We start from the raw sequence: 21092 nt of genomic DNA on the forward strand, positions 1-21092 counted from the left end.
GCAAGAATTATCGAATCTAGCCAGTTTACAAACACCGTATTAACGAGTGATTACAGCTTATTTATGGTAATGGTTGTATATGTAATCTCGGTCTGAGAATACCCTAAGCCATTCAGGTTTGAAAACCGTCAAAACAGCCAGTGACATTCCGTTGAGAAGCCCTTCAGGGAAGGCAAGCAGTGGGACAAAAATGAAATAATTGTGCTGGATAGTTTGCCACTCGTAATGACCCATAGAAAGATGATAAAAAGAGTTTATCAGTAGGTGGAGACTGCCAGTAAGAGCGCCATTGAAAAAACCAGCGACAAAGATGAAGATAAATATGTTTCGAGGAAGGTATTGATAGCTAAGTAGAAAAATGAAGTAGCTAATTAGTATTGGCGCCAATGCTGAAAGTATAAGCGTACTCGGTAACATCGATAGTGGTATGCCATGAATCAGGTGATTAATAAACATGGCAGGAATACAGAGCAAAAATGCCATGCGCCAGCCATACATCATGGTGAGTGTGGTGAGAGCGAGAAAATGTATCTGTAGGCCTTCCTTTATGCCTGCTTGTGCAGACCATAAAACACTTAGAGTGAAGAGAGTTGCAAAGACTAAGTGTTGAAATGGCTTCTCTTGTTCCATTTTAGGCCAAACGACTTTTCGCCAATCGGGTAGACAATAAACGACAGCGACCCAGCAAACAATGATGACCGAAACGAAATTAAACCAATCCATGTGTTGTCCCAACGCTTTTCCAGTGAACTTTACTTACTGTTTAATATCCCTAATACGTCTAACATGAGTTGGATAGGGCACAAAACCTGTTAGTTAGTTCGACTAGTTTGTACGAAACATATGCCGACGTATAGGTAAAAAAATACCAGCAAGTTGCTGGTATTTTTAATCTATTCAATAACCTGATATGACTTAGTATTTCACATTTGCGTGATATTGGGAAAGGATTGACTGGATTTCATCCATTGTCTCTTTTGATGGTGGATTTACACCCTCAAGTGGGTATTCAATGCCCAACGCTTCCCATTTATGTGCACCAAGTTTGTGGTAAGGAAGAAGCTCTACCTTCTCAATATTGTCCATATCTTTAATGAACTCGCCCAGCATGTGTGCTGCTTCTGGTTCGTCTGTGTAGCCAGGAACCACTACATAACGAATCCAAGTCTTTTGACCAATCTTATGTAGGTAACGAGCAAAGTCTAAAACACGACGGTTAGACACACCGATAAAATCTTGGTGGATCTCATCTTTCATGTGTTTTAGGTCAAGCATGACTAAGTCTGTCGCATCCAGTACTTCATCGATAACGTCAGTATGCTTGCGAATGTAGCCGTTTGTATCCAAACACGTGTGGATCCCTTCGGCTTGAGCAGCTCGGAAGAAATCACGCACGAACTCTGGTTGAAGCATTGCTTCGCCACCAGAGCAAGTAATGCCACCACCTGATGCGTTCATGAAATGACGGTAGGTTTTTGCTTCAGAAATAATTTCATCAACCGTCACTTCTTTACCATCATGAGTATCCCATGTATCACGGTTATGGCAATACTTACAGCGCATTAAGCAACCTTGCAAGAAGACGATAAAACGAATACCAGGTCCGTCTACGGTACCACATGACTCAAATGAGTGAATACGACCAGTTGTTGACATCTTTTGCTCTCATTTTTAATAAATTCTGACCGTTATTTTATTACAAATTGAAGGGTTAAAACAGTCTAAGAGGGCTTTCGATAGCTATATAGTGGGGAAAGAAAGCGGCGAAAGAATGCACTCACGCCGCATCTAGAGTTTTATTTAGAAGAAGGCGAATAACGAGAGAGAACCGGTGCCATAAACGTCGGTTTGAGCTTCTTTGTAATCAGGTGTTTTTACCGTGAACGTTAAGCTTGCGCCATAGTTTTGATTGTACCAAGTCGCGCCAGCAACCGCGCTAGCTTGCCAGTTCTGTAACGTTACATCATATTGTTCAGAGGGCTCTGGAAGAGCAGAACGGTCACCTTCAATGGTAATGTCATTGAAACGGTAGCGACCTTCGAATCCGGTAAACAAGAACCAGCTAGAGGTGCTTTTGGCCAGCATACTTGCGTGGAATGGGCTTTCAACACTGATATTCGCGGCGCCAATGCTGTTGCCTAGGTTTGTGCCCCAACGGAATATTACACCTTGAGATACATCGCTGCGGAAATTCCCCGCGTTAATGTCGTTTACATTGGTGATCTCCCACTGTGTGCTTTCACCTTCACTGCGCATCAGTTTGTTGAATGCACGGTAGCCAACGCTAAAAGCAATTTCGTCATCGATTTGATACTCCCAGCCTTGAGGATCTGTTGAGCCTGTAATGCCGTGAACGATTTGTTGTGCTTTCTCAGACAGTGAGCTTTCACCTGTTGCGCCAATAGTAAAGTTATAGCGAACCGCTTGGTCAGGGGTGAGTGAGATATAGTTGATTTCAGTATGCAAGTAACCGGCGTAAGGGCGATCATTAATGAGAGGGTAGTCAGCTTCAATGTCACTTGGAGTATACATTTTGTGGCCGAGCACGATTTCAATCTTGTCTACGTTATTTTGGCTGTTGTCATTTAGTGTGAGCCACTTCCACTCTGAGTCTTCACGCAGCTTTTCGGTAGCGTACGAGAGGAATAGACCGTTGGTATAGTCTTGGTCCACACCAAATATTCCGTCGTTATCTAGCGTGAAGGAAACTGTGGATTTAGAAGAAGCGAAGGCAGGAGAAGCTATCAAAGCCACAATGATATATTTATTAAGTTTCATAGGCGTTTTTGTGAGGATTTTCCGCATCATACTCAAGTTATGCTAGAAAATCTCAGGGTGGGTCACAACTTCGAACCAAGATAATAAAAAAGGCTGACGCATTGCTGCGTCAGCCTTTCAGTTATCACTCAAAGTGCTACTTCAATGAGTCTTATAGAGACTCAGTGAATGTACGTGCGATTACGTCAGCTTGTTGCTCTGCAGTTAGAGAGTTGAAGCGTACAGCGTAACCAGATACACGGATTGTTAGCTGAGGGTATTTCTCTGGGTGCTTAACAGCGTCTTCTAGAGTTTCGCGGTTAAGTACGTTCACGTTAAGGTGTTGACCACCTTCAATGCCAGATTCGTGGTGGAAGTAACCATCCATTAGACCAGCTAGGTTAGCGCGTTGTGAACCTTCATCTTTACCTAGAGCGTTAGGTACGATAGAGAACGTGTAAGAGATACCATCTTTAGCGTGAGCAAACGGTAGTTTACCTACAGACGTTAGAGACGCTACAGCACCTTTTTCGTCACGACCGTGCATTGGGTTAGCACCTGGTGCGAAAGGAGCACCTGCGCGACGACCGTCAGGCGTGTTACCAGTCTTCTTACCGTATACCACGTTTGAAGTGATAGTTAGGATAGACTGAGTTGGGATTGCATCACGGTAAGTCTTAAGCTGACGAATCTTGTTCATGAATACTTCAACAAGTTCACAAGCGATATCATCTACGCGAGCATCGTTGTTACCGAATTTAGGGTAGTCGCCTTCGATTTCGAAGTCGATTGCTACGCCATCTTCGTCACGAACTGGTTTAACTTTCGCGAATTTGATTGCAGATAGTGAGTCAGCAGCAACAGATAGACCAGCGATACCACAAGCCATAGTACGACGAACGTCACGGTCATGTAGAGCCATTAGTGCAGCTTCGTAGCTGTACTTGTCGTGCATGAAGTGAATGCTGTTTAGTGCAGTCACGTACTGCTTAGCTAGCCAATCCATGAAGTGGTCTAGTTTGCCCCAAACATCGTCGAAGTCTAGAACTTCGTCAGTGATCTTAGGCATTTGAGGACCAACTTGGATCTTCAGTTTCTCATCCACACCGCCGTTGATAACGTATAGAAGAGTCTTAGCTAGGTTAGCGCGAGCGCCGAAGAACTGCATGTGCTTACCAATGATCATTGGAGATACACAACATGCGATTGCGTAATCATCAGACTCGAAGTCTGGACGCATTAGATCGTCGTTCTCGTACTGGATTGATGAAGTATCGATAGATACTTTCGCACAGAACTTCTTGAAGCCTTCAGGTAGCTGCTCAGACCAAAGAACAGTGATGTTTGGCTCTGGAGAAGGACCCATTGTGTATAGAGAGTTTAGGAAACGGAAGTTTGAACGCGTAACTAGCGTACGACCGTCAAGACCCATACCACCCATAGACTCTGTTGCCCAGATTGGGTCGCCAGAGAATAGATCATCGTACTCAGGAGTACGTAGGAAACGAACCATACGTAGTTTCATTACGAAGTGGTCGATCATTTCCTGTGCATCAACTTCAGTGATCTTGCCTGCTGCAATATCACGCTCGATGTACACGTCTAGGAACGTAGAAGTACGACCTAGAGACATAGCTGCGCCGTTTTGTGATTTAACAGCTGCTAGGTAACCGAAGTAAGTCCATTGGATTGCTTCTTGTGCTGTTTCAGCTGGACGAGAGATGTCACAGCCGTATTTCTCAGCCATAACTTTCATTTGGCCAAGTGCACGGTGCTGCTCAGCGATTTCTTCGCGAAGCTGCATAGTCATCTGTAGATCTTCACCGTTCTCAAAACGCTCTTGTAGAGACTTGAATTGAGCCAGTTTGTCTTTCATTAGACGGTCGATACCGTAAAGAGCAACACGACGGTAGTCACCGATGATACGACCACGGCCGTAAGCATCTGGAAGACCAGTTAGAACGCCTGATTTACGACATGCTAGGATATCTGGAGTGTAGATATCGAATACGCCAGCGTTGTGTGTTTTGCGGTATTCTGTGAAGATTTTCTTAACTTGTGGATCAAGCTCGCGATCGTAAGCTTTGCAAGAACCTTCAACCATACGGATACCACCGTTAGGGATGATTGCACGCTTAAGAGGAGCTTCAGTTTGTAGACCTACGATAGTTTCTAGGTCTTTTTCGATGTAGCCTGCATCGTGAGCAGTGATGGTAGAGATAACTGAAGTATCGAAATCAACAGGAGCGTGAGTCGCGTTCTCTTGTTTGATACCTTCCATTACCTTAGCCCAAAGCTTGTTAGTCGCTTCAGTACCTTCAGAAACTAGGAAAGATTCGTCGCCTTCGTACGGAGTGTAGTTCTTCTGAATGAAATCACGAACGTTTACTTCGTTTTGCCAGTCGCCTGCAGCAAAACCTTCCCAAGCTTTAGCAAATTGCTCTGCCATGACATACCTACCTTTTTAGTAGAAAAAAATACGTACTGCTTCGCCGTTGAGCCAGCTATCTCCATTGTTACATGGAGAACAGTACACTCTTAATGAATAACAATATTTATAGTCTTAAATAAGAATATTTGGGTAATAAAACTATAAATATTGTCACTAGTACTAATGTGGGTTCTTCCCAACCACAATTCAAGGCTACACTAAAAAATTTTTGCAAACCTTAAACTAAATCAATAAATCCTAAAAAATCTCGATAAAAATGGGGTAGCGACAAGCGCTACCCACACATTTTTTGAAAGGATGGTATTAAAGCCAAGCTTTAATGCCATATTGTCCTTCTAGCATACCTACTGCAAGCATAGCGACCAAACAGATAATCAGTACACCTACAGGGATCACAATCTTGTCGACAAATGAAAGGCGAGCCGCACGCTCTTTGTCACCAATTAGACCGTTGTTGTCTAGCAGCATAGTTAGTGCCCAAGCAAGTACAGGGTTAACAACCGCTGAACCGAAGATACAGATACCGGCAGCTTGAGAATCTTTCGAGTCTTTTACCATTTGCATACCAGCTTCAAGTAGCGGTAGAGATACACCTACTAGAAGAGCAACACGCATCACTGGTGGCCATACCGCGATATCCATTGGGAAGCCAAGGATCGCGATGATCATAACTAGAAGACCTAGAAGGATAGCACCACCAGGGATAGGGCGTTTTGCGATCGCTGCTGGGATCATGTAAGTACCCCAAGATGAAGTGATGTTACCACCACCTACTGCTGTACCTACCATCTGACGGATAGAACACATAGTCATCGTGTCATCAACGTCCATCAGTACTTTTTCAGTCTTTTTAGGGTAGTTCAGTTCTTGGAAGATACGGTGACCTAGGAAGTCAGGAGACCACATTGCCACGGCAAGGATTGCAAATGGTAGCGATGCGATGAAGTGTTCCATGTTAGGAAGACCTAGCATCCAACCTTCTTCAGTGCTGCCCCACCAGTAAACTGGGTTTAGGTTAGGAAGACCTGTTTCAGTGACGAATTTAATATCGAAACCAGCACCTAGCACTAGAGCGATCGCAAGACCGGTGAAAGCACACACTGGGATTGCTAACCAACGTTTGTTTACTTTTGCAAGGAATGCGTATAGCGCGATAGTGACGGCTAGTACAATAAGACCAACGTAACCCATGCTGCCAGCTTCAACGGTAGAAGATTGTAGGCCAACTGCCCAATCTTGAATCGAAGTGATCTGGCTCATGGTACCCGTTAAGCCCAAGAAGATAAGCAAGCCACCGGCCGTACCTTCTGAGGTGAGGTTCACCAGTTTAGAGCCACCTTTCAAGGCACTCAATAAAAGACCGAATACACCGATTAGAATTGCCAATGCAAGAGGGTGAGCACCAGCTAGAGCGATGGTACCAATAAGAGGGATCATTGGACCGTGGTTACCCGCAAGGTTGGCTTTAGGGTTAATAAAACCAGAAGCAAGTACACAGAAAAGAAGTGCAGGGATAAGCATTTCTACACGCGCAACTTCGATAGCAAAATCTTTGCCTAAGTTGACGTGGTCCCATGCTGCAGTAAGACCTTCAGCCCAAGACATCATTACCGCAGAGTACATTGCGATAATACCGATAGTACCAGCCAGTGCTGGAACAAGGTCTTCAAGCTCAAAGCGGAAATCACGACCTGGCAAGTTCAAGCCAAAGCGACGTGGCTTCATGATTTGCAGTTCGTGGTCTAGGTAGTCTGAACGGCTTGCGAACTCAGAAGATGGACGATGAAGCTCTTTGTAGCTCTTTGTCTCAATATCTGAATCAGAGTGCGCTTTATTTACTGCGTCTGACATAGATTCCTCATATGTTTAAAAAGTTATTAATTCTGAATTGAATTTTAAAATCCGCATCCTGCGGTACTTCCTATGCTAGCTATTATTAGGATTTTGTTGCACGCATACCTCGTGCCTAAGCATAGCTAATAACCTGTTGTGTTGAGGCACAAAAAATTCCTCACCATTGAGGCGGAGTCTAACAAGATAGCCCTTTGGGGTGATTGATTTAGATCACTTTAAGAATAGATGTGAAAGAAAACTACAGAAAGTGTCCAATATGAGAATGAACTGGTTTTTATTGATGTAATTTGATTACACAAGTTGCATAAAATTAGACTGATTGGGTTCTCATTCTAGAAGTAAATAACGAAATGGAGTGAAACATATTTTTAACGACTAAAGATGTTTCAAAAAAACTATTAATGCATTTAGTGTAGAGTATTATGCCTAATTCTGAATATATATGCTTATATTGTGTTGTCTTACTCTGGAGTGGTAAGGTTAATAACTTGTTGCATGTTTTTTTGTGTGGTGATAATTTGTTCCAAAATAAGGAGGGCGGAGTCCCTCTAAGCAGTGACATTACACAGGGAGTAAAGCGCAATGAATGATGTACCAGCGCTAGATATAAAAGACCTGCACAAAACATTTGGCCAGAATGAAGTACTAAAGGGTATTTCACTTGCCGCACATAAAGGGGATGTTATCTCTATCATTGGCTCTTCTGGTTCCGGTAAGAGTACCTTCCTCAGATGTATCAACCTTCTTGAAACTCCAACTGCCGGTGAAATTTGGGTAAACGGTGAGCTTATCCAGATGAAAAACAATCGAGCAGGGGAGTCCGTTCCTGCCAACGAAAAACAAGTACAACGTATTCGCTCTCGCTTAGCGATGGTTTTCCAAGGCTTCAACCTTTGGTCCCATTTAACCGTTCTAGAAAATGTGATTGAAGCACCAGTTCACGTACTTGGTGTACCTAAAGCGCAAGCGATTGAAAACGCGGAGCTACTGCTGAAGAAGGTAGGGTTGTACGAGCGTAAAGACTATTACCCTGGGCATCTTTCCGGAGGTCAGCAACAACGCGCGGCGATTGCTCGTGCACTTGCCGTTGATCCAGAAGTAATGTTGTTTGATGAACCGACTTCTGCTCTTGACCCAGAGTTGGTCGGTGAAGTTTTGGGGGTAATGAGAGATTTGGCAGATGAAGGCCGAACTATGCTCGTTGTAACCCACGAAATGGCATTTGCACGTGATGTATCTAACCATGTGATGTTTTTGCATCAAGGCTTAGTGGAAGAACAGGGAGATCCAGCTAAGCTATTTACAAATCCAGATTCAGAACGATTACAGCAATTTATCTCATCTATCTACTAATATTTCTTGGTTGGCAGTCTTTTGCCACCGATTAAGCACAACAATCAAAACCAAATAAAAGCAATCACAGGAGTATGGAAATGAAAAAGTGGTTATTAGCAGCAACGCTTGCTGCAACAGCAGCGTCTGGTGTCGCCCAAGCGAAAGAATGGAAAACCGTTCGCTTTGGTATTGAAGGCGCTTACCCTCCGTTTAGCTGGACAGAAACGGATGGCTCTTTAAAAGGCTTCGACGTGGATATGGCGAATGCACTTTGTGAAGAGATGAAAGTGAAGTGTAAGATTGTTGCTCAAGACTGGGATGGCATCATTCCTTCTCTACTCGCTCGCAAATATGATGCGATCATCGCTGCAATGTCGATCACTGAAGAGCGCAAGAAGAAAGTGGACTTCACAGGTAAATATGCTCTGATTCCAAACAAATTTATTGCGAAGAAGGGTGCAAATCTAGATTTTGACAACCTCGATGGTCAAAAGATTGCCGTTCAACGCGCAACTACTCACGATAAATACCTGACAGATAACTATGGCGATAAAGTAGATATCGTTCGTTACGGATCGTTCGACGAAGCCTACCTAGACCTTGCAAACGGTCGTGTTGCAGCAGTACTTGGTGATGCATCAGCACTAGAAGAAGGTGTACTAAACAAAGCTGGTGGTGACGCTTACGAATTCGTTGGACCTTCTCTGACGGATCCTAAGTGGTTTGGTGATGGCTTTGGTATTGCGGTTCGCAAGCAAGACAAAGACCTAACTAAGAAACTAGATGCTGCTATCTTGTCATTACGTGAAAAAGGTGTTTACCAAGAAATCGCAGGTAAATACTTCAACTACGATGTTTACGGCGATTAAGCTGTAACTAAGCGACCGTTGGCTTGTTCCTAGAAGTAGCCAACGGTCGATCTTTTGAGTTTAGGGATTAGGAACTCACCTATGCTGGATCTACAAGGATATGAAGCCTCGATCTTAAAAGGGGCTTTAGTAACTATCGAAGTCGCGGTACTTTCTCTGCTGTTAGCTGTCATTCTCGGTATGCTTGGGGCGTTGGCAAAACTAGCACCATACAAGTGGGCGAGGGCTATTGCGACACTTTACACCACCATCATTCGTGGCATTCCAGATTTAGTTCTGATGATGCTGATCTTCTTCGGTGGTCAAATTCTATTAAACAACAGTCTTTATTCGATCAATGAGACACTCAACGAATGGTTTACTGCCAGTGATCCTAACCATGAGTGGACTTCTTACTTGCCGGATTATATTGACGTCAGTCCTTTTATTGCTGGCGTGCTGACCATTGGATTTATCTTTGGCGCTTACATGGCTGAGACGTTCCGTGGCGCGATCATGGCCGTAGACAAAGGCGAGCTAGAGGCGGCAAAAGCTTATGGCATGAGCCCGGTGATGTCGTTTCGCAGAATCTTATTACCTCAAATGATTCGACATGCCTTACCTGGCTTTGGTAACAACTGGCTGGTTCTACTGAAAACGACGGCATTAGTATCCATCATTGGTTTGGAAGATATGGTACGCATGAGCTCGTTGGCGGCGGGTACAACCAAAATGCCATTCACTTTTTATATGGCGGTTGCGATCATCTTCTTGTTCTTTACCAGTGTTTCAACAGGCTTACTTAAGCTGGTTGAACGAAAATTCAGTATTCACGCGAGGTAAACCATGGATTTTTCATTGATCGTTGAAAGTTTCCCGGTCTACCTTGATGGGCTGTGGACAACAGTATGGCTTGTTGCTTTAGCGCTGGTGATTGGTCTGTGTGTATCGATCCCTCTCGCAGTTGCGCGCAATAGCACAAACTACGCCTTGAGTTTACCATCATGGGCATTTATCTACTTTTTCCGTGGGACTCCATTGCTTGTGCAGCTCTACCTTATCTATTACGGTATGGACCAGTTCTTCCCGGTGAAAGACACACTTTGGGAAAACGCGTGGTTCTGTGCGCTGGTGGCTTTCGTACTGAATACATCAGCCTATACGGCGGAAATTATTCGTGGGGCAATTAATGGTTTGCCTAAAGGTGAAGTGGAAGCCGCTAAAGCATACGGTATGAGCAAGTTTATGACTTATCGCCGCATTATTCTGCCAAGTGCATTGCGTCGTGCACTGCCAGCTTACTCTAATGAAGTCATCTTCATGCTCCACGGTAGTGCGGTTGCAGGTATTATTACCATTATGGACCTGACAGGGGCTGCTCGTTTGGTGAACTCTCGTTATTACGCACCATTTGAGTCATTCTTGACTGCGGGATTGTTCTATATGGCACTGACCTTCATCATTTTGTGGTGCTTTAAAATGGCAGAGAAGCGCTTCTTGGCATACCTAAGGCCGTTAAGCTAAATCCTTAGACAGCTAACAAGCAAAAAGAGCGCCTATTGGCGCTCTTTTTCAATTTGAAGACTTTTTCGATTTGGAGAAAACCTAGAACTATTTGAATGTCGACCAGATCGGTGCGTGATCAGACGGTTTCTCAATACCACGTAGTTCGTAATCAATGTCCGATTCAACGCATTTCTTCGCAAGTGATGGTGTTGCCAGGATAACGTCAATGCGAAGGCCACGGTTGTCATCAAAACCACGAGAGCGGTAATCAAACCATGAAAAACGGTCATCGACTTCTGGGTGTAAGTTGCGGAAAGTATCCTCGAAACCCCAATCTAATAACGTTTGCAACCATTCACGTTCTTCTGGTTGGAAAGAACATTTACCTGTCTTCAACCAACGTTTACGGTTTGGTTCGCCAATGCCGATATCTGAGTCAATAGGGCTGATGTTAATGTCACCCATGACAATCAGTTGTTCATCGTTAGTGTGGTGATCGTTCAGGTAAGTCATCAAATCGATGTAGAACTGACGCTTATATGGGTACTTGGTTTCGTGAGCAATGTTATCACCTTGAGGGAAGTAACCATTTAGAACCGTTACCTTCTCACCATTCTCATCTTCAAATGTAGCCATGATCATGCGCTTTTGGTGTTCTTCATTATCAGTTGGGAAGCCTTTTTGAACGCTGAGTGGCTCTTGTTTACATAGCATCGCCACACCGTAGTGGGCTTTTTGGCCGTGAAAGTAAACTTTGTAGCCCATCGCCTCGACATCTTCGATAGGGAATGCTTCATCGTGTACTTTGATTTCTTGAAGACCAATCACGTCTGGTTGGTGTTTGTCGATAAGCGCTTGGAGTTGATGCAGACGCGCACGAAGTCCATTGATGTTAAAGCTAATTACTTTCATTTTTTATCCTTCTCAAGGGGCGTGTTTGCGTATGATGTTACCATTGCAAAAGGAAGGTGCAAATGGTTCTCATGTAAGGGAATAGAGTAGAAAGATATGGTTAAATCGCGAGTTGCTACTGTGCCTTAAGTTTGTTCTCCAGATCACTTTGTACGATCTTTAGCGCTTTAAGTGCAGTCTCAGGATCGATCTCGTTTGTTTCTAACAGGTAAATCAAATCGACAGCGAGTTTGATCTCTGCTGGCGCGTCATCAAGAGGGGATTTTGGCTGTTCAGGCATTACTGGTTTTTTTCCCTATGAGTAATTTGGTTTTCCAATTTAAGAAGTGCAGCTTCGCAACGTTGTAGTCGTTGTTCTGTTGCTAATAAGACTTTCTGAGCTTCAGCCCTTGCAAAGCTTGGTGCCATTTCGACGGCCCGTTCTTTTTCTAATACCATTTCGCGTAAACGACGAGCCCATTCTTGGTGCTGAGCCAGTTCTTGGTAGAGAACGTTAATTGGTTTTCTGAAATGGCTGCTGTGTTTGATTTCACCTTTACGGATTTTGGTCGTAGAAATTTCGCGTTGAATAGCTGTTATTTGAGCGACAAGTCTTTCGGTCAGGTACTCTGCACGAAGTGCTGTGAGCTTTTCTTCTTTCTGTTCACGGACAATAGAATCAAGTGTTGCAGTTGCTTCTTTAACACAAGGGACCAATAACCGAGAACGGCAGTGGAACAAACGTTCATCAAAGAGAGGGACGTGATGTTCACCGCGTTGGCGATCAAGTGCCGCTGCTTGGTTAGACATCTGTTCTAAGCTTTCAGAAAGTTGATTAATGTTCATGTTAATCCCACAAACCACGCGTCATAAGCAAGTTTAATTGCTAATACACTTACTACGGTAACAAATACGGGGCGAATGAATTTAGAGCCAAATCGAATCGCGGAATGCGCACCAACAAAAGCGCCCGCCATTAAACAGACCCCCATGGTTAAGCCCAGTACCCAGTTGATATGACCTAAAATTGCAAAAGTGATAAGAGAAGTAAAGTTGCTAGTAAAGTTCATTGCTTTGGCTAAGCCTGACGCAAGCAAGATGTTCAGTCGATAAAGAGCCATCGAACTTACCGTCCAAAACGCGCCTGTACCAGGCCCTGCTAATCCATCATAGAAGCCGATCGTAAAACCTTGCATATACTGCTTTTTATTGAGCATAGGGCAAGGTTCAGGGGTTGGACTTTGATGTGTTGATTGCGGTGTTTTGTGGAATACGGTGTACATGGCGGCCGCAAGAATAATTAGAGGTAAAACCTTCTCTAACCATTCTGTACTAATAGCATCAACAAACAGCGTTCCTAATGTAGCACCAATGAGTGTTGCTACAAACGCTCGTCCCCAGCACTGTGGTTTGAACAAGCGCTTTCTATAATAGGTAAAAGCGGCAGTGGAAGAAGCAAAAGATGCGGCTAACTTGTTGGTACCTAATGCAATATGTGGCGGAAGGCCTAACGATAGCAAAGCAGGTACGGTTAACATGCCACCACCACCGGCTACAGCATCAATAAATCCAGCAACAAAAGCGACGAGCGCCAGCACCAACAACATGGTTGGCTCAATCATTTCCATAAATAGTTATTCTTCTAATATTCGATCTTGCGTTTAAACGGCGGAAGCGAGTCAATTAAAGCTTGCCCGTAGCGTTTTGTTACTAAGCGTCTATCAAGGATGGTCACTCTACCAGAATCGCGTTCTTTGCGCAGTAAACGACCGACACTTTGAATCAGCTTTTTGCTCGCATCAGGCACGGTGATCTGCATAAACGGATTCCCGCCTTTCTTCTCTATGTATTCCGAGTGTGCTTGTTCTACCGGAGAAGTAGGGACACCAAATGGAATCTTAGTAATGATGAGGTTTTCTAGTAGCTCTCCCGGTAAATCAAGACCTTCCGAGAAGCTTCCTGTACCAAAAAGAATGCTAGTTTTCTGCTGATCTACGAGCTTTTTATGTTTTTTTAGAATTTCTGCGCGTGAACTTTCGCCTTGAACTTGTAGTGCCCAGCCCCGTTTTATGAAATCTGAACTTAACGCATCCGCCACTTGGTTCATTTGCCAATAAGAGGAGAATAATACTAAGTTTGCTTTGTTGTCTTCTAAATACTTAGGCAAAATTTCAATAAGATATTCGGTAAATTGCGGCGCTTGAGGCTCATACTTCATCGCTGGAATCAAAAGCTCGGCTTGGTTTTGATAGTCGAACGGAGAAGCTAATGCTAAAAATTGAGTTCCTGACTCAGGTTTCGCATCGACACCTACTTGATGACAGAAGTAATGGAAGGAGTTTAGTGCGCGCATCGTTGCTGATACTAGGACTGCACCAATGCAGCGGCTCCAGATTTGTTGATCGAGTTGCCAGCCAATCTCCAGTGGCGAAACACTAACAATATAATCGCCTTCTTGGTCTGGGTGTTTTTCCAGCCATCGAGCCAGAGGAGCGCCTTTGTCGCGGGTAGGCTCTGCCATTAGGTTCCACACCTGTGCTAGGTTTTCCAAGCGCTGAATGTAAAAACCTAATTCAGCGAGGGCAGGTTCTGCCAACCTTGATGAAAGTTCACCATCTTTAACTCGCTCAGCTATAAGATCGGCGATCTTAGCCACACTTTGATTCGCTTTCTTACTTAGTTGCTTAAGATCTTTAGATTGATTTTCTAACCAAGTGGGCAGCTCGCCATGTTCAAAGCGATAAATGTACTCTTCGAACTGTGCAGGATCGAACTGTTTGGTTAGTAGGCTCAGTGCAGGGATGAGCTCTTGCACCGATTCCTGTAAATCATTGCGAAAACGGGCGACACGCTTCTCATCAGCTAAGGATGAAAACTTACTGGTCGATTGGTTGAGCTTCTCTAGCCAAGCTGCCGCACCTTTCAAGCTTGCAGATGCGGATGCGTGGTCGCGAGCTACATGGGGTAGGTGGTGGGCCTCGTCAAACACATAAATCGTGTTTTCAGGCTCAGGGAGAATCACGCCACCGCCTAAGTCTGCATCAGCCATCACTAATGAATGGTTGGCAATGATGACATCATTCTTGTCTAACTCTGCTCTAGCCTTCTGAAAAGGGCAGTTGCGATGGGCAGGTAAGCTATTATTACAGCTGTGCTTATCACTCACAATAAGCTGCCATAGACGATCATCTATTGGCTTTGGCCAAGAATCACGGTCGCCATCCCACTTACCTTGAGCAAGAGAACGATACATGGTCTCTAGAAGCTCGATGTCTTTCTTCTTTGGTTTTGTCTCAAACATAGCGAGCTGACCACCATCAACTCCGCTTGCAGTAGCAAGTTTCTCTGCACAGCAGTAGCGTTGGCGGCCTTTGGCCAAAATAAAGGAGAACTCTCGATCTGTAATACGGCGGAAAAGAGGCAAATCTTTGTTTACTAACTGCTCTTGTAAAGCCACTGTTGCAGTCGATATCACAACTTTACGGTTGTTATGTACCGCAACGGGAATCGCCGCCATTAAGTAAGATAAAGACTTCCCGATCCCGGTACCAGCTTCAGCAATTAGCATACGATTTGATTTGTGGTATTGCCCGCATAGCGTTTTTGCAATCTCAGCGACTAGATAGTTTTGTGCTCGACGTGGCACAAAGTTGTCCAGTTGAGCTTGTAAGTTCTGATAGCTGTTTCGAATCGACTTTTGAATGTTACTGGTTAGCATACGGGCCTCAAATGCGTTGGTGGCGCATAGTAGCACACTTCACTAGCTGTACAGTAGTTCACAAAATGGAATGCTTTTGTATGGAATGTAGATCTTGTTCACAAAAAAATATTGAACCTAATTCAAATGAAAATAATTTCATGGAATGAAATATATAAAACTTCAAAAATGCCAGTTTAGTAGTGTTTTGTTCTTTATTGGTGATTGTATAGATTGGTTTTTAATGTTTTAAACTGCTTATTAATGAAATGATAAATTAATAAAAATCAAGTCGATTGTTTAGAAGTTCATCGAATAATTTAAATATAAAAAATCAAGTTATTGTTTTTAAAGTGTATTTTTGTTTTTTGATGTAAATGTTTAGAAAATTTGACAGGCAGAATAATCTTTTGCACTCTAGTGCCCAGATTTTGCAAACCAACATTGTTACGCTTCGATAACAAGTGGTTTCGAAAATAAAAAAAGGGAATCGGACAAGGATATCCCAAACTAAGAAAAGGCAGTGGATTAATTATGAAAAAGACTCTATTAGCTCTAGCTGTAGTTGCGTCTGCAACTTCAGTAAACGCAGCTGAAGTATACAAAGCTGAAGGCGGTTCTGTTGATTTTTACGGTCAACTACGTCCAACTCTTTTATTCCTAGATAGCAACGACCACACAGCTGAGCTAAACACTAGCTCTTCACGTATGGGTGTTAACGGCGTTTACGTTGTAAACGACAGCCTAAAAGTTCTAGGTGAAGTTGAGCTAGGTGTAGGTCTAGGTGACAACTACGGCGCTGAAGAAAACTCAAGCGAGCGTACAGACGATACAGTATACGTTCGTCGTCACATCATCGGTTTCGACATGGGTGAAATGGGTACTATCCGCTTCGGTAAAGAAGGTACTTTCGCGGATGACGTTTACGGTGCTGATTACTCATACTTCTTCGGCGGTTCTGCACTTCTTTACGGACACGCTTGGAACAACTCTTCTCAAATCAAATACGCATTCGAAAACGATGCATTCTGGCTAAAAGCTGGTTACGCACTAGGCGAGAATGACAAGAACGAAGAAGTTCGCGAAGTATTCGTAGGTAAGTCTTTCGGTGACCTATCTATGCACGCGGGTGTTCTATCTTCTGAGAACAAGATCGCTTCTAAAGGCAACAACAGCGAAAACCTATCTTTCGAAGTAACTGCTGAGTACGCTCTAGGTGAACACACTCTAGGTGCAACATACTACTACAACGAGAACGATGACAAAGCTGCAAGCGAAACAATCGACTCTCACGCTCTTTCTCTAGCGGGTATGTTTGCAGTTGCTCCTAAAACAACTCTTTACTCTGGTTACGAGCTAGTAGCATCTTCTTCTGACAAAGCTGGTAAGAAAGACGGCGACCAATCTAAGTTTTACGCTGGCGTTGAATACAAGTTCTCTAAGTGGGCTCGCGTATTCGCTGAAGCTGGTTACAACTTCGATGGTGATAAGCTAGAAGCTGGTAAAGCGACTGCGGCAACAGATTCTAAAACTGACTTCGGTGTTGGTGCACGTTTCTACTGGTAATCAAAACCCAGTTTGATATTGTAAGACCCAGCTTTATGCTGGGTCTTTTTTTATTGAAGATAAGGAATATAAGTCTATGCAGTTATCACTAAAAGCAGCAATGGTATTGTCTTTGTTTGCAAGTGCAAACCTGTACGCTGCGACAACTCTGGTAGTGCCTGAGGATGTGAAATTATTGTCTGTAAATATGGAGAAGCCAAAGTTAGAGGGCGGCTTATTTTCAGATGAGAAAACGATGGAGATCCCGGACGGAACAAACCAGATTGTTTTCAAATATCAGCCAGAGTTTGAAATCGGTGATGACATTAAAGGCGTTTATGGTGACGTCATCATAGCCAAATTCGATGCAACAGATGAAGAACTAACGTTCGAGTTACCTAAATTCAAAACTTATCGCCAAGCACAAACAAACATTTCTCCTTTGGCGTGGCAGTTGCTTGATTCTAAAGGGCAGCCAATTGATTTGGTTGAAGACGTATTAGAATCTGATGGCGTTCAAATCGGTCGTAACTATTCTCAAGAGGCACGCAACTACAATATCGCTGGTGGTCTTGCTAGTGTCGCGGTTACTTACGTGACGGTTAACCAACACCAACAAGCGGTAAGCGAAATAGAGCCTAAAGCTCAGGAAATTAAGAGTAGCCAGAAATCCACAACTCAAGACAGCCAAATGGTTGATCTTTTAAAGACGATGTATAACAAAGCAACGCCACAAGAAAAAGAAACATTTAAGAAGTGGGTCGCTCAACAATAATCGTTATTTGTAGTAGTAAAAGCTAAAAAAGCAGGCCAATGCCTGCTTTTATGTTTTTTGAGGTTTGAGGTTTGAGGTTTGAGGTTTGAAGTTAGAGTTTGGTTTCTTTCCACTCTCCGGGTGTTAAATCATTAAGCTGTATATCGCCCATTGAGTAACGAACTAAACGCAGCGTTGGGAAGCCGATATGCGCTGTCATACGCCTAACTTGACGGTTTCGACCCTCAATGATGGTAATGGATAACCAAGTCGTAGGGATATTTGCTCTAAACCGGACGGGGGGGGATTCTGTCCCAGATCGCTGGCTCAGGCATTATTTCAACTTTTGCTGGTAACGTCATGCCGTCTTTCAGTTCCACTCCCTTTCGTAGCTTCTCTAAGTCTTCTTCTTGAGGCGCACCGTCTACCTGTACCCAATAGGTTTTTGGTGATTTCGATTGAGGCTGCGTTAACTTAGCCTGCAAGATGCCATCGTTTGTTAGCACCATCAGACCTTCACTGTCTCTATCCAATCGCCCTGCAGCGTATACATCTTTCACTGGGATGTAATCCGCTAAGGTTTTGCGACCATCCCCATCAGTAAACTGGCTTAACGTGTCATATGGCTTGTTGAAGATAATCACTTTACGATCTTCAGGTGCAATGCGTTGCCTCGCGGGTTTTGAGGATCGGGTTGTGCGGCCTGGCCTATTTTTAGCTGGTCCATTTGAATGGTTTGGCTTACTTGAGCGTTTAAAATGGCTTGATTTAGATTGGTTGCTGCGGCGACCTTTCTCATGACCCGTGCGAGATGACATGTTAACTACCTTGCAAAAATGTAAATGAACTGTGTTTGAAAGTTTTAAGTTTTCTTCTGATCGGCTATCATTTGCGCGCCTAAAACTAACAAAAGCGCACAGAATAATAGACTATTTAGTGTTATTTGTTTAATGATATAGCCAAGTTGCTTTTAGGGCGGTGTTCCTACATAAGCACAGCATAAAAGTAAACTTGGCACAAAGTGTACTCATGGATAGAGAGCCATAGAGCTTCAAACTATAAAAAAGAGTGCAAACCGCATGTCGCGTTGGTGAGGAGAAATGCACTACTAACGTTTAGCAATGCGTCAATTCAACAAACTCAGTTGCTGAGTTGTTCAGCTTAGTTGAGTAAAAAATAGGGAAATTTCATGCCTACAGAAAAACCTACAATTATCTACACAATCACTGATGAAGCCCCGGCGTTAGCAACCTATTCATTACTACCAATCATTCAATCGTTTACCGCATCGTCTGGCATTAATGTAGATACACGTGATATTTCGTTAGCGGGTCGTATTATCGCTAACTTCCCAGAGCATTTAAATGAAGATCAACGCATCGGTGACGCGCTAACAGAACTTGGTGAGTTGGCAAAAACACCGGAAGCAAACATCATTAAGCTTCCAAACATTTCTGCGTCTATCCCACAGTTAAAAGCGGCTATTAAAGAGCTACAAGCAAAAGGCTACGAACTACCAAACTACCCAGAAGAACCGAACACTTACGAAGAAGAAGCGATTAAAGCGACTTACGACAAAATCAAAGGTAGTGCGGTTAACCCAGTTCTACGCGAAGGTAACTCAGACCGTCGTGCGCCACTTTCAGTAAAGAATTACGCGAAGAAGAACCCACACTCAATGGGTGCATGGTCAGCTGATTCCCAATCTCATGTTTCAAGCATGGCGGACAACGATTTCTTCGGTAGTGAAAAGTCGACAACGGTTTCTGGTGCGACTGACGTAAAAATCGAATTTGTTGCTGCTGATGGTTCGGTAAAAGAACTTAAATCAGCATTCCCTCTGCAAGACAAAGAAGTGATCGATTGTTCAGTAATGAACAAGAAAGCGCTTGTTGAGTTCTTTGAGAAAGAAATTGCAGAAGCAAAACAACAAGGCGTCCTGCTTTCTCTGCATATGAAAGCGACCATGATGAAGGTGTCGGATCCAGTTATCTTCGGCCACGCAGTTAAGGTTTACTACAAAGACGTATTTGCGAAATACGGCAAGCTGTTTGAAGAGCTAGGCGTTGATGTAAACAACGGTATCGGTGACGTATATGCGAAGATCGATGCGCTACCTGCTGAACAAAAAGCAGAAATCGAAGCGGCTATTCTTGCGGTATACGAAACGCAACCAGCACTAGCGATGGTGGATTCAGATCGTGGTATTACTAACCTACACGTACCAAGCGATATCATTGTTGATGCTTCTATGCCTGCAATGCTACGTGCTTCTGGCCAAATGTGGGGACCAGACGGTAAGCAGAAAGATACTAAAGCATTGATTCCAGATCGTAGCTACGCAGGTATTTACCAAGCGGTTATCGACTTCTGTAAAGAGCACGGCGCGTTTGACCCAACAACAATGGGTAGCGTTCCAAACGTAGGCCTAATGGCTCAGAAGGCCGAAGAATACGGTTCACACGATAAAACATTCATTCTAGATGCAGCAGGTACTGTACGCGTTGTAGATGCTTCTGGTGCAGTTCTTCTAGAGCAAGCTGTAGAAGAAGGTGACATCTTCCGTATGTGTCAGGTCAAAGATGCGCCGATCCTAGATTGGGTGAAACTTGCTGTAACTCGCGCTCGTGCTTCGGGTGCACCGGCTGTGTTCTGGCTTGATGAAGCGCGTGCTCACGATGCAGAGCTTATCAAGAAAGTAAATGCATACCTTCCTGCACACGACACTTCAGGTCTGGAAATTAAGATCCTTGCACCAATCGATGCATGTAAATTCTCTCTAGAGCGTATCAAAGAAGGTCTAGATACAATCTCGGTAACAGGTAACGTACTTCGCGACTACCTAACTGATTTGTTCCCAATCTTAGAGCTAGGTACATCTGCGAAGATGCTGTCTATCGTTCCACTTATGAATGGTGGCGGCCTATTCGAAACAGGTGCGGGCGGTTCAGCTCCTAAACACGTTCAACAGGTAGAGAAAGAGAACCACTTGCGTTGGGATTCTCTAGGTGAGTTCCTTGCACTTGCTGCGTCTCTTGAGCATCTAAGTACAGTTGCTGGCAATGCAAAAGCTCAAGTTCTGGCCGATGCACTTGATAAAGCGACAGGTGAGTTCCTCGATGAAAACAAATCACCTTCTCGCAAAGTTGGTGAGTTAGATAACCGCGGTAGCCATTACTACTTGGCATCGTACTGGGCGAAAGCTTTGGCTGAGCAAGCGGTAGACGCCGATCTTGCGGCAGAGTTTGCACCAGTAGCAAAAGCGTTGGCAGAGCAAGAAGACGCGATTGTTTCTGAGCTAAACAATGCCCAGGGTGTAAAAGGTGAGTTAGGTGGTTACTACTCTCTGGATGACGCGCTAGCATCGACATTGATGCGTCCAAGCGCGACGTTGAACGCTATTATCAACAAGTAACTCTGTACGCGCTACTTAGGTAGCGCGTGTCAAAGACT

At 43.9% G+C, this 21092-nt stretch carries 17 protein-coding genes and 1 pseudogene; 7 read left to right on the plus strand and 11 right to left on the minus strand.

The genetic code is table 11. From position 1 onward, the window contains the following. Positions 1–57: 57 nt before the first annotated feature. From B853_RS04825 to B853_RS04845, 5 genes are all read right to left on the minus strand, one after another. Positions 58–723, minus strand: coding sequence for an energy-coupling factor ABC transporter permease (locus tag B853_RS04825; protein WP_010447174.1), 666 nt, complete (start codon positions 721–723; stop codon positions 58–60). A gap of 192 nt (positions 724–915) precedes the next feature. Continuing rightward, positions 916–1656 carry a pyruvate formate lyase 1-activating protein gene (pflA, locus tag B853_RS04830; protein WP_010447176.1) on the minus strand — a complete coding sequence of 247 codons (741 nt, stop codon included), beginning with the start codon at positions 1654–1656 and terminating at the stop codon, positions 916–918. Between the two features lie 144 nt (positions 1657–1800). Then, positions 1801–2778: a lipid A deacylase LpxR family protein gene (locus B853_RS04835; protein WP_038883835.1), complete on the minus strand. Its 978-nt coding sequence runs from the start codon at positions 2776–2778 to the stop codon at positions 1801–1803. A 151-nt stretch (positions 2779–2929) separates the two neighbouring features. Next, complete coding sequence (gene pflB / locus B853_RS04840; protein ID WP_071235717.1) at positions 2930–5206, minus strand: formate C-acetyltransferase; 2277 nt, start codon at positions 5204–5206, stop codon at positions 2930–2932. Positions 5207–5512: 306 nt separating this feature from the next. After that, entirely contained in the window at positions 5513–7060 is a 1548-nt protein-coding gene (locus tag B853_RS04845) for a DUF3360 family protein (protein ID WP_038887831.1), read from the minus strand. 585 nt (positions 7061–7645) lie between these two features. Between B853_RS04845 and B853_RS04850 the strand changes: the two genes are divergently transcribed. The 4 genes from B853_RS04850 to B853_RS04865 all read left to right on the plus strand — a co-directional run bounded on the left by B853_RS04850 (position 7646) and on the right by B853_RS04865 (position 10770). Beyond that, a complete protein-coding gene (locus B853_RS04850; RefSeq protein ID WP_005446708.1) occupies positions 7646–8416 on the plus strand; it encodes an ABC transporter ATP-binding protein in 771 nt (256 codons plus the stop codon). A gap of 80 nt (positions 8417–8496) precedes the next feature. Further along, positions 8497–9267 (plus strand): ABC transporter substrate-binding protein, encoded by a 771-nt coding sequence (locus B853_RS04855; RefSeq protein ID WP_038887830.1) that lies wholly within the window; start codon positions 8497–8499, stop codon positions 9265–9267. A gap of 81 nt (positions 9268–9348) precedes the next feature. After that, complete coding sequence (locus B853_RS04860) at positions 9349–10089, plus strand: ABC transporter permease (RefSeq protein ID WP_010447186.1); 741 nt, start codon at positions 9349–9351, stop codon at positions 10087–10089. Positions 10090–10092: 3 nt separating this feature from the next. Next, positions 10093–10770: an ABC transporter permease gene (locus B853_RS04865; RefSeq protein WP_010447189.1), complete on the plus strand. Its 678-nt coding sequence runs from the start codon at positions 10093–10095 to the stop codon at positions 10768–10770. Between the two features lie 87 nt (positions 10771–10857). Here B853_RS04865 and xthA read toward each other — a convergent pair whose 3' ends face one another. The 5 genes from xthA to dinG form a co-directional block, all read right to left on the minus strand. Beyond that, complete coding sequence (xthA, locus tag B853_RS04870; RefSeq protein ID WP_038887828.1) at positions 10858–11664, minus strand: exodeoxyribonuclease III; 807 nt, start codon at positions 11662–11664, stop codon at positions 10858–10860. Between the two features lie 115 nt (positions 11665–11779). Next, the gene (rsmS, locus tag B853_RS04875; protein ID WP_038887825.1) at positions 11780–11944 is read right to left on the minus strand and encodes a pleiotropic regulatory protein RsmS; all 165 of its coding nucleotides are present in this window, start codon (positions 11942–11944) and stop codon (positions 11780–11782) included. After that, positions 11944–12489, minus strand: coding sequence for a primosomal replication protein (locus B853_RS04880; RefSeq protein ID WP_038887824.1), 546 nt, complete (start codon positions 12487–12489; stop codon positions 11944–11946). The genes rsmS and B853_RS04880 overlap by 1 nt, the downstream gene beginning before the upstream one ends. Then, complete coding sequence (locus B853_RS04885) at positions 12486–13271, minus strand: sulfite exporter TauE/SafE family protein (protein ID WP_038887822.1); 786 nt, start codon at positions 13269–13271, stop codon at positions 12486–12488. The genes B853_RS04880 and B853_RS04885 overlap by 4 nt, the downstream gene beginning before the upstream one ends. Before the next feature lie 14 nt (positions 13272–13285). Then, positions 13286–15361: an ATP-dependent DNA helicase DinG gene (dinG, locus tag B853_RS04890; protein ID WP_038887820.1), complete on the minus strand. Its 2076-nt coding sequence runs from the start codon at positions 15359–15361 to the stop codon at positions 13286–13288. A gap of 513 nt (positions 15362–15874) precedes the next feature. On the opposite strand from dinG, the gene B853_RS04895 reads away from it, so the two are divergent. Together B853_RS04895 and B853_RS04900 are read left to right on the plus strand one after the other, a co-directional pair. After that, positions 15875–16906: a porin gene (locus B853_RS04895; protein WP_038885811.1), complete on the plus strand. Its 1032-nt coding sequence runs from the start codon at positions 15875–15877 to the stop codon at positions 16904–16906. A 100-nt stretch (positions 16907–17006) separates the two neighbouring features. Continuing rightward, complete coding sequence (locus B853_RS04900; protein ID WP_373854512.1) at positions 17007–17660, plus strand: DUF2057 family protein; 654 nt, start codon at positions 17007–17009, stop codon at positions 17658–17660. A gap of 91 nt (positions 17661–17751) precedes the next feature. Here the strand turns inward: B853_RS04900 and B853_RS04905 are convergent. Then, positions 17752–18457: pseudogene (locus B853_RS04905) on the minus strand (pseudouridine synthase). Between the two features lie 371 nt (positions 18458–18828). Between B853_RS04905 and B853_RS04910 the strand changes: the two are divergent. Next, positions 18829–21054 carry an NADP-dependent isocitrate dehydrogenase gene (locus B853_RS04910; RefSeq protein ID WP_038885814.1) on the plus strand — a complete coding sequence of 742 codons (2226 nt, stop codon included), beginning with the start codon at positions 18829–18831 and terminating at the stop codon, positions 21052–21054. The last annotated feature ends 38 nt before the right edge of the window (positions 21055–21092 follow it).

It is taken from the genome of Vibrio rotiferianus CAIM 577 = LMG 21460 (assembly GCF_002741985.1).
GTDB classification, from domain to species: Bacteria; Pseudomonadota; Gammaproteobacteria; order Enterobacterales; family Vibrionaceae; genus Vibrio; species Vibrio rotiferianus.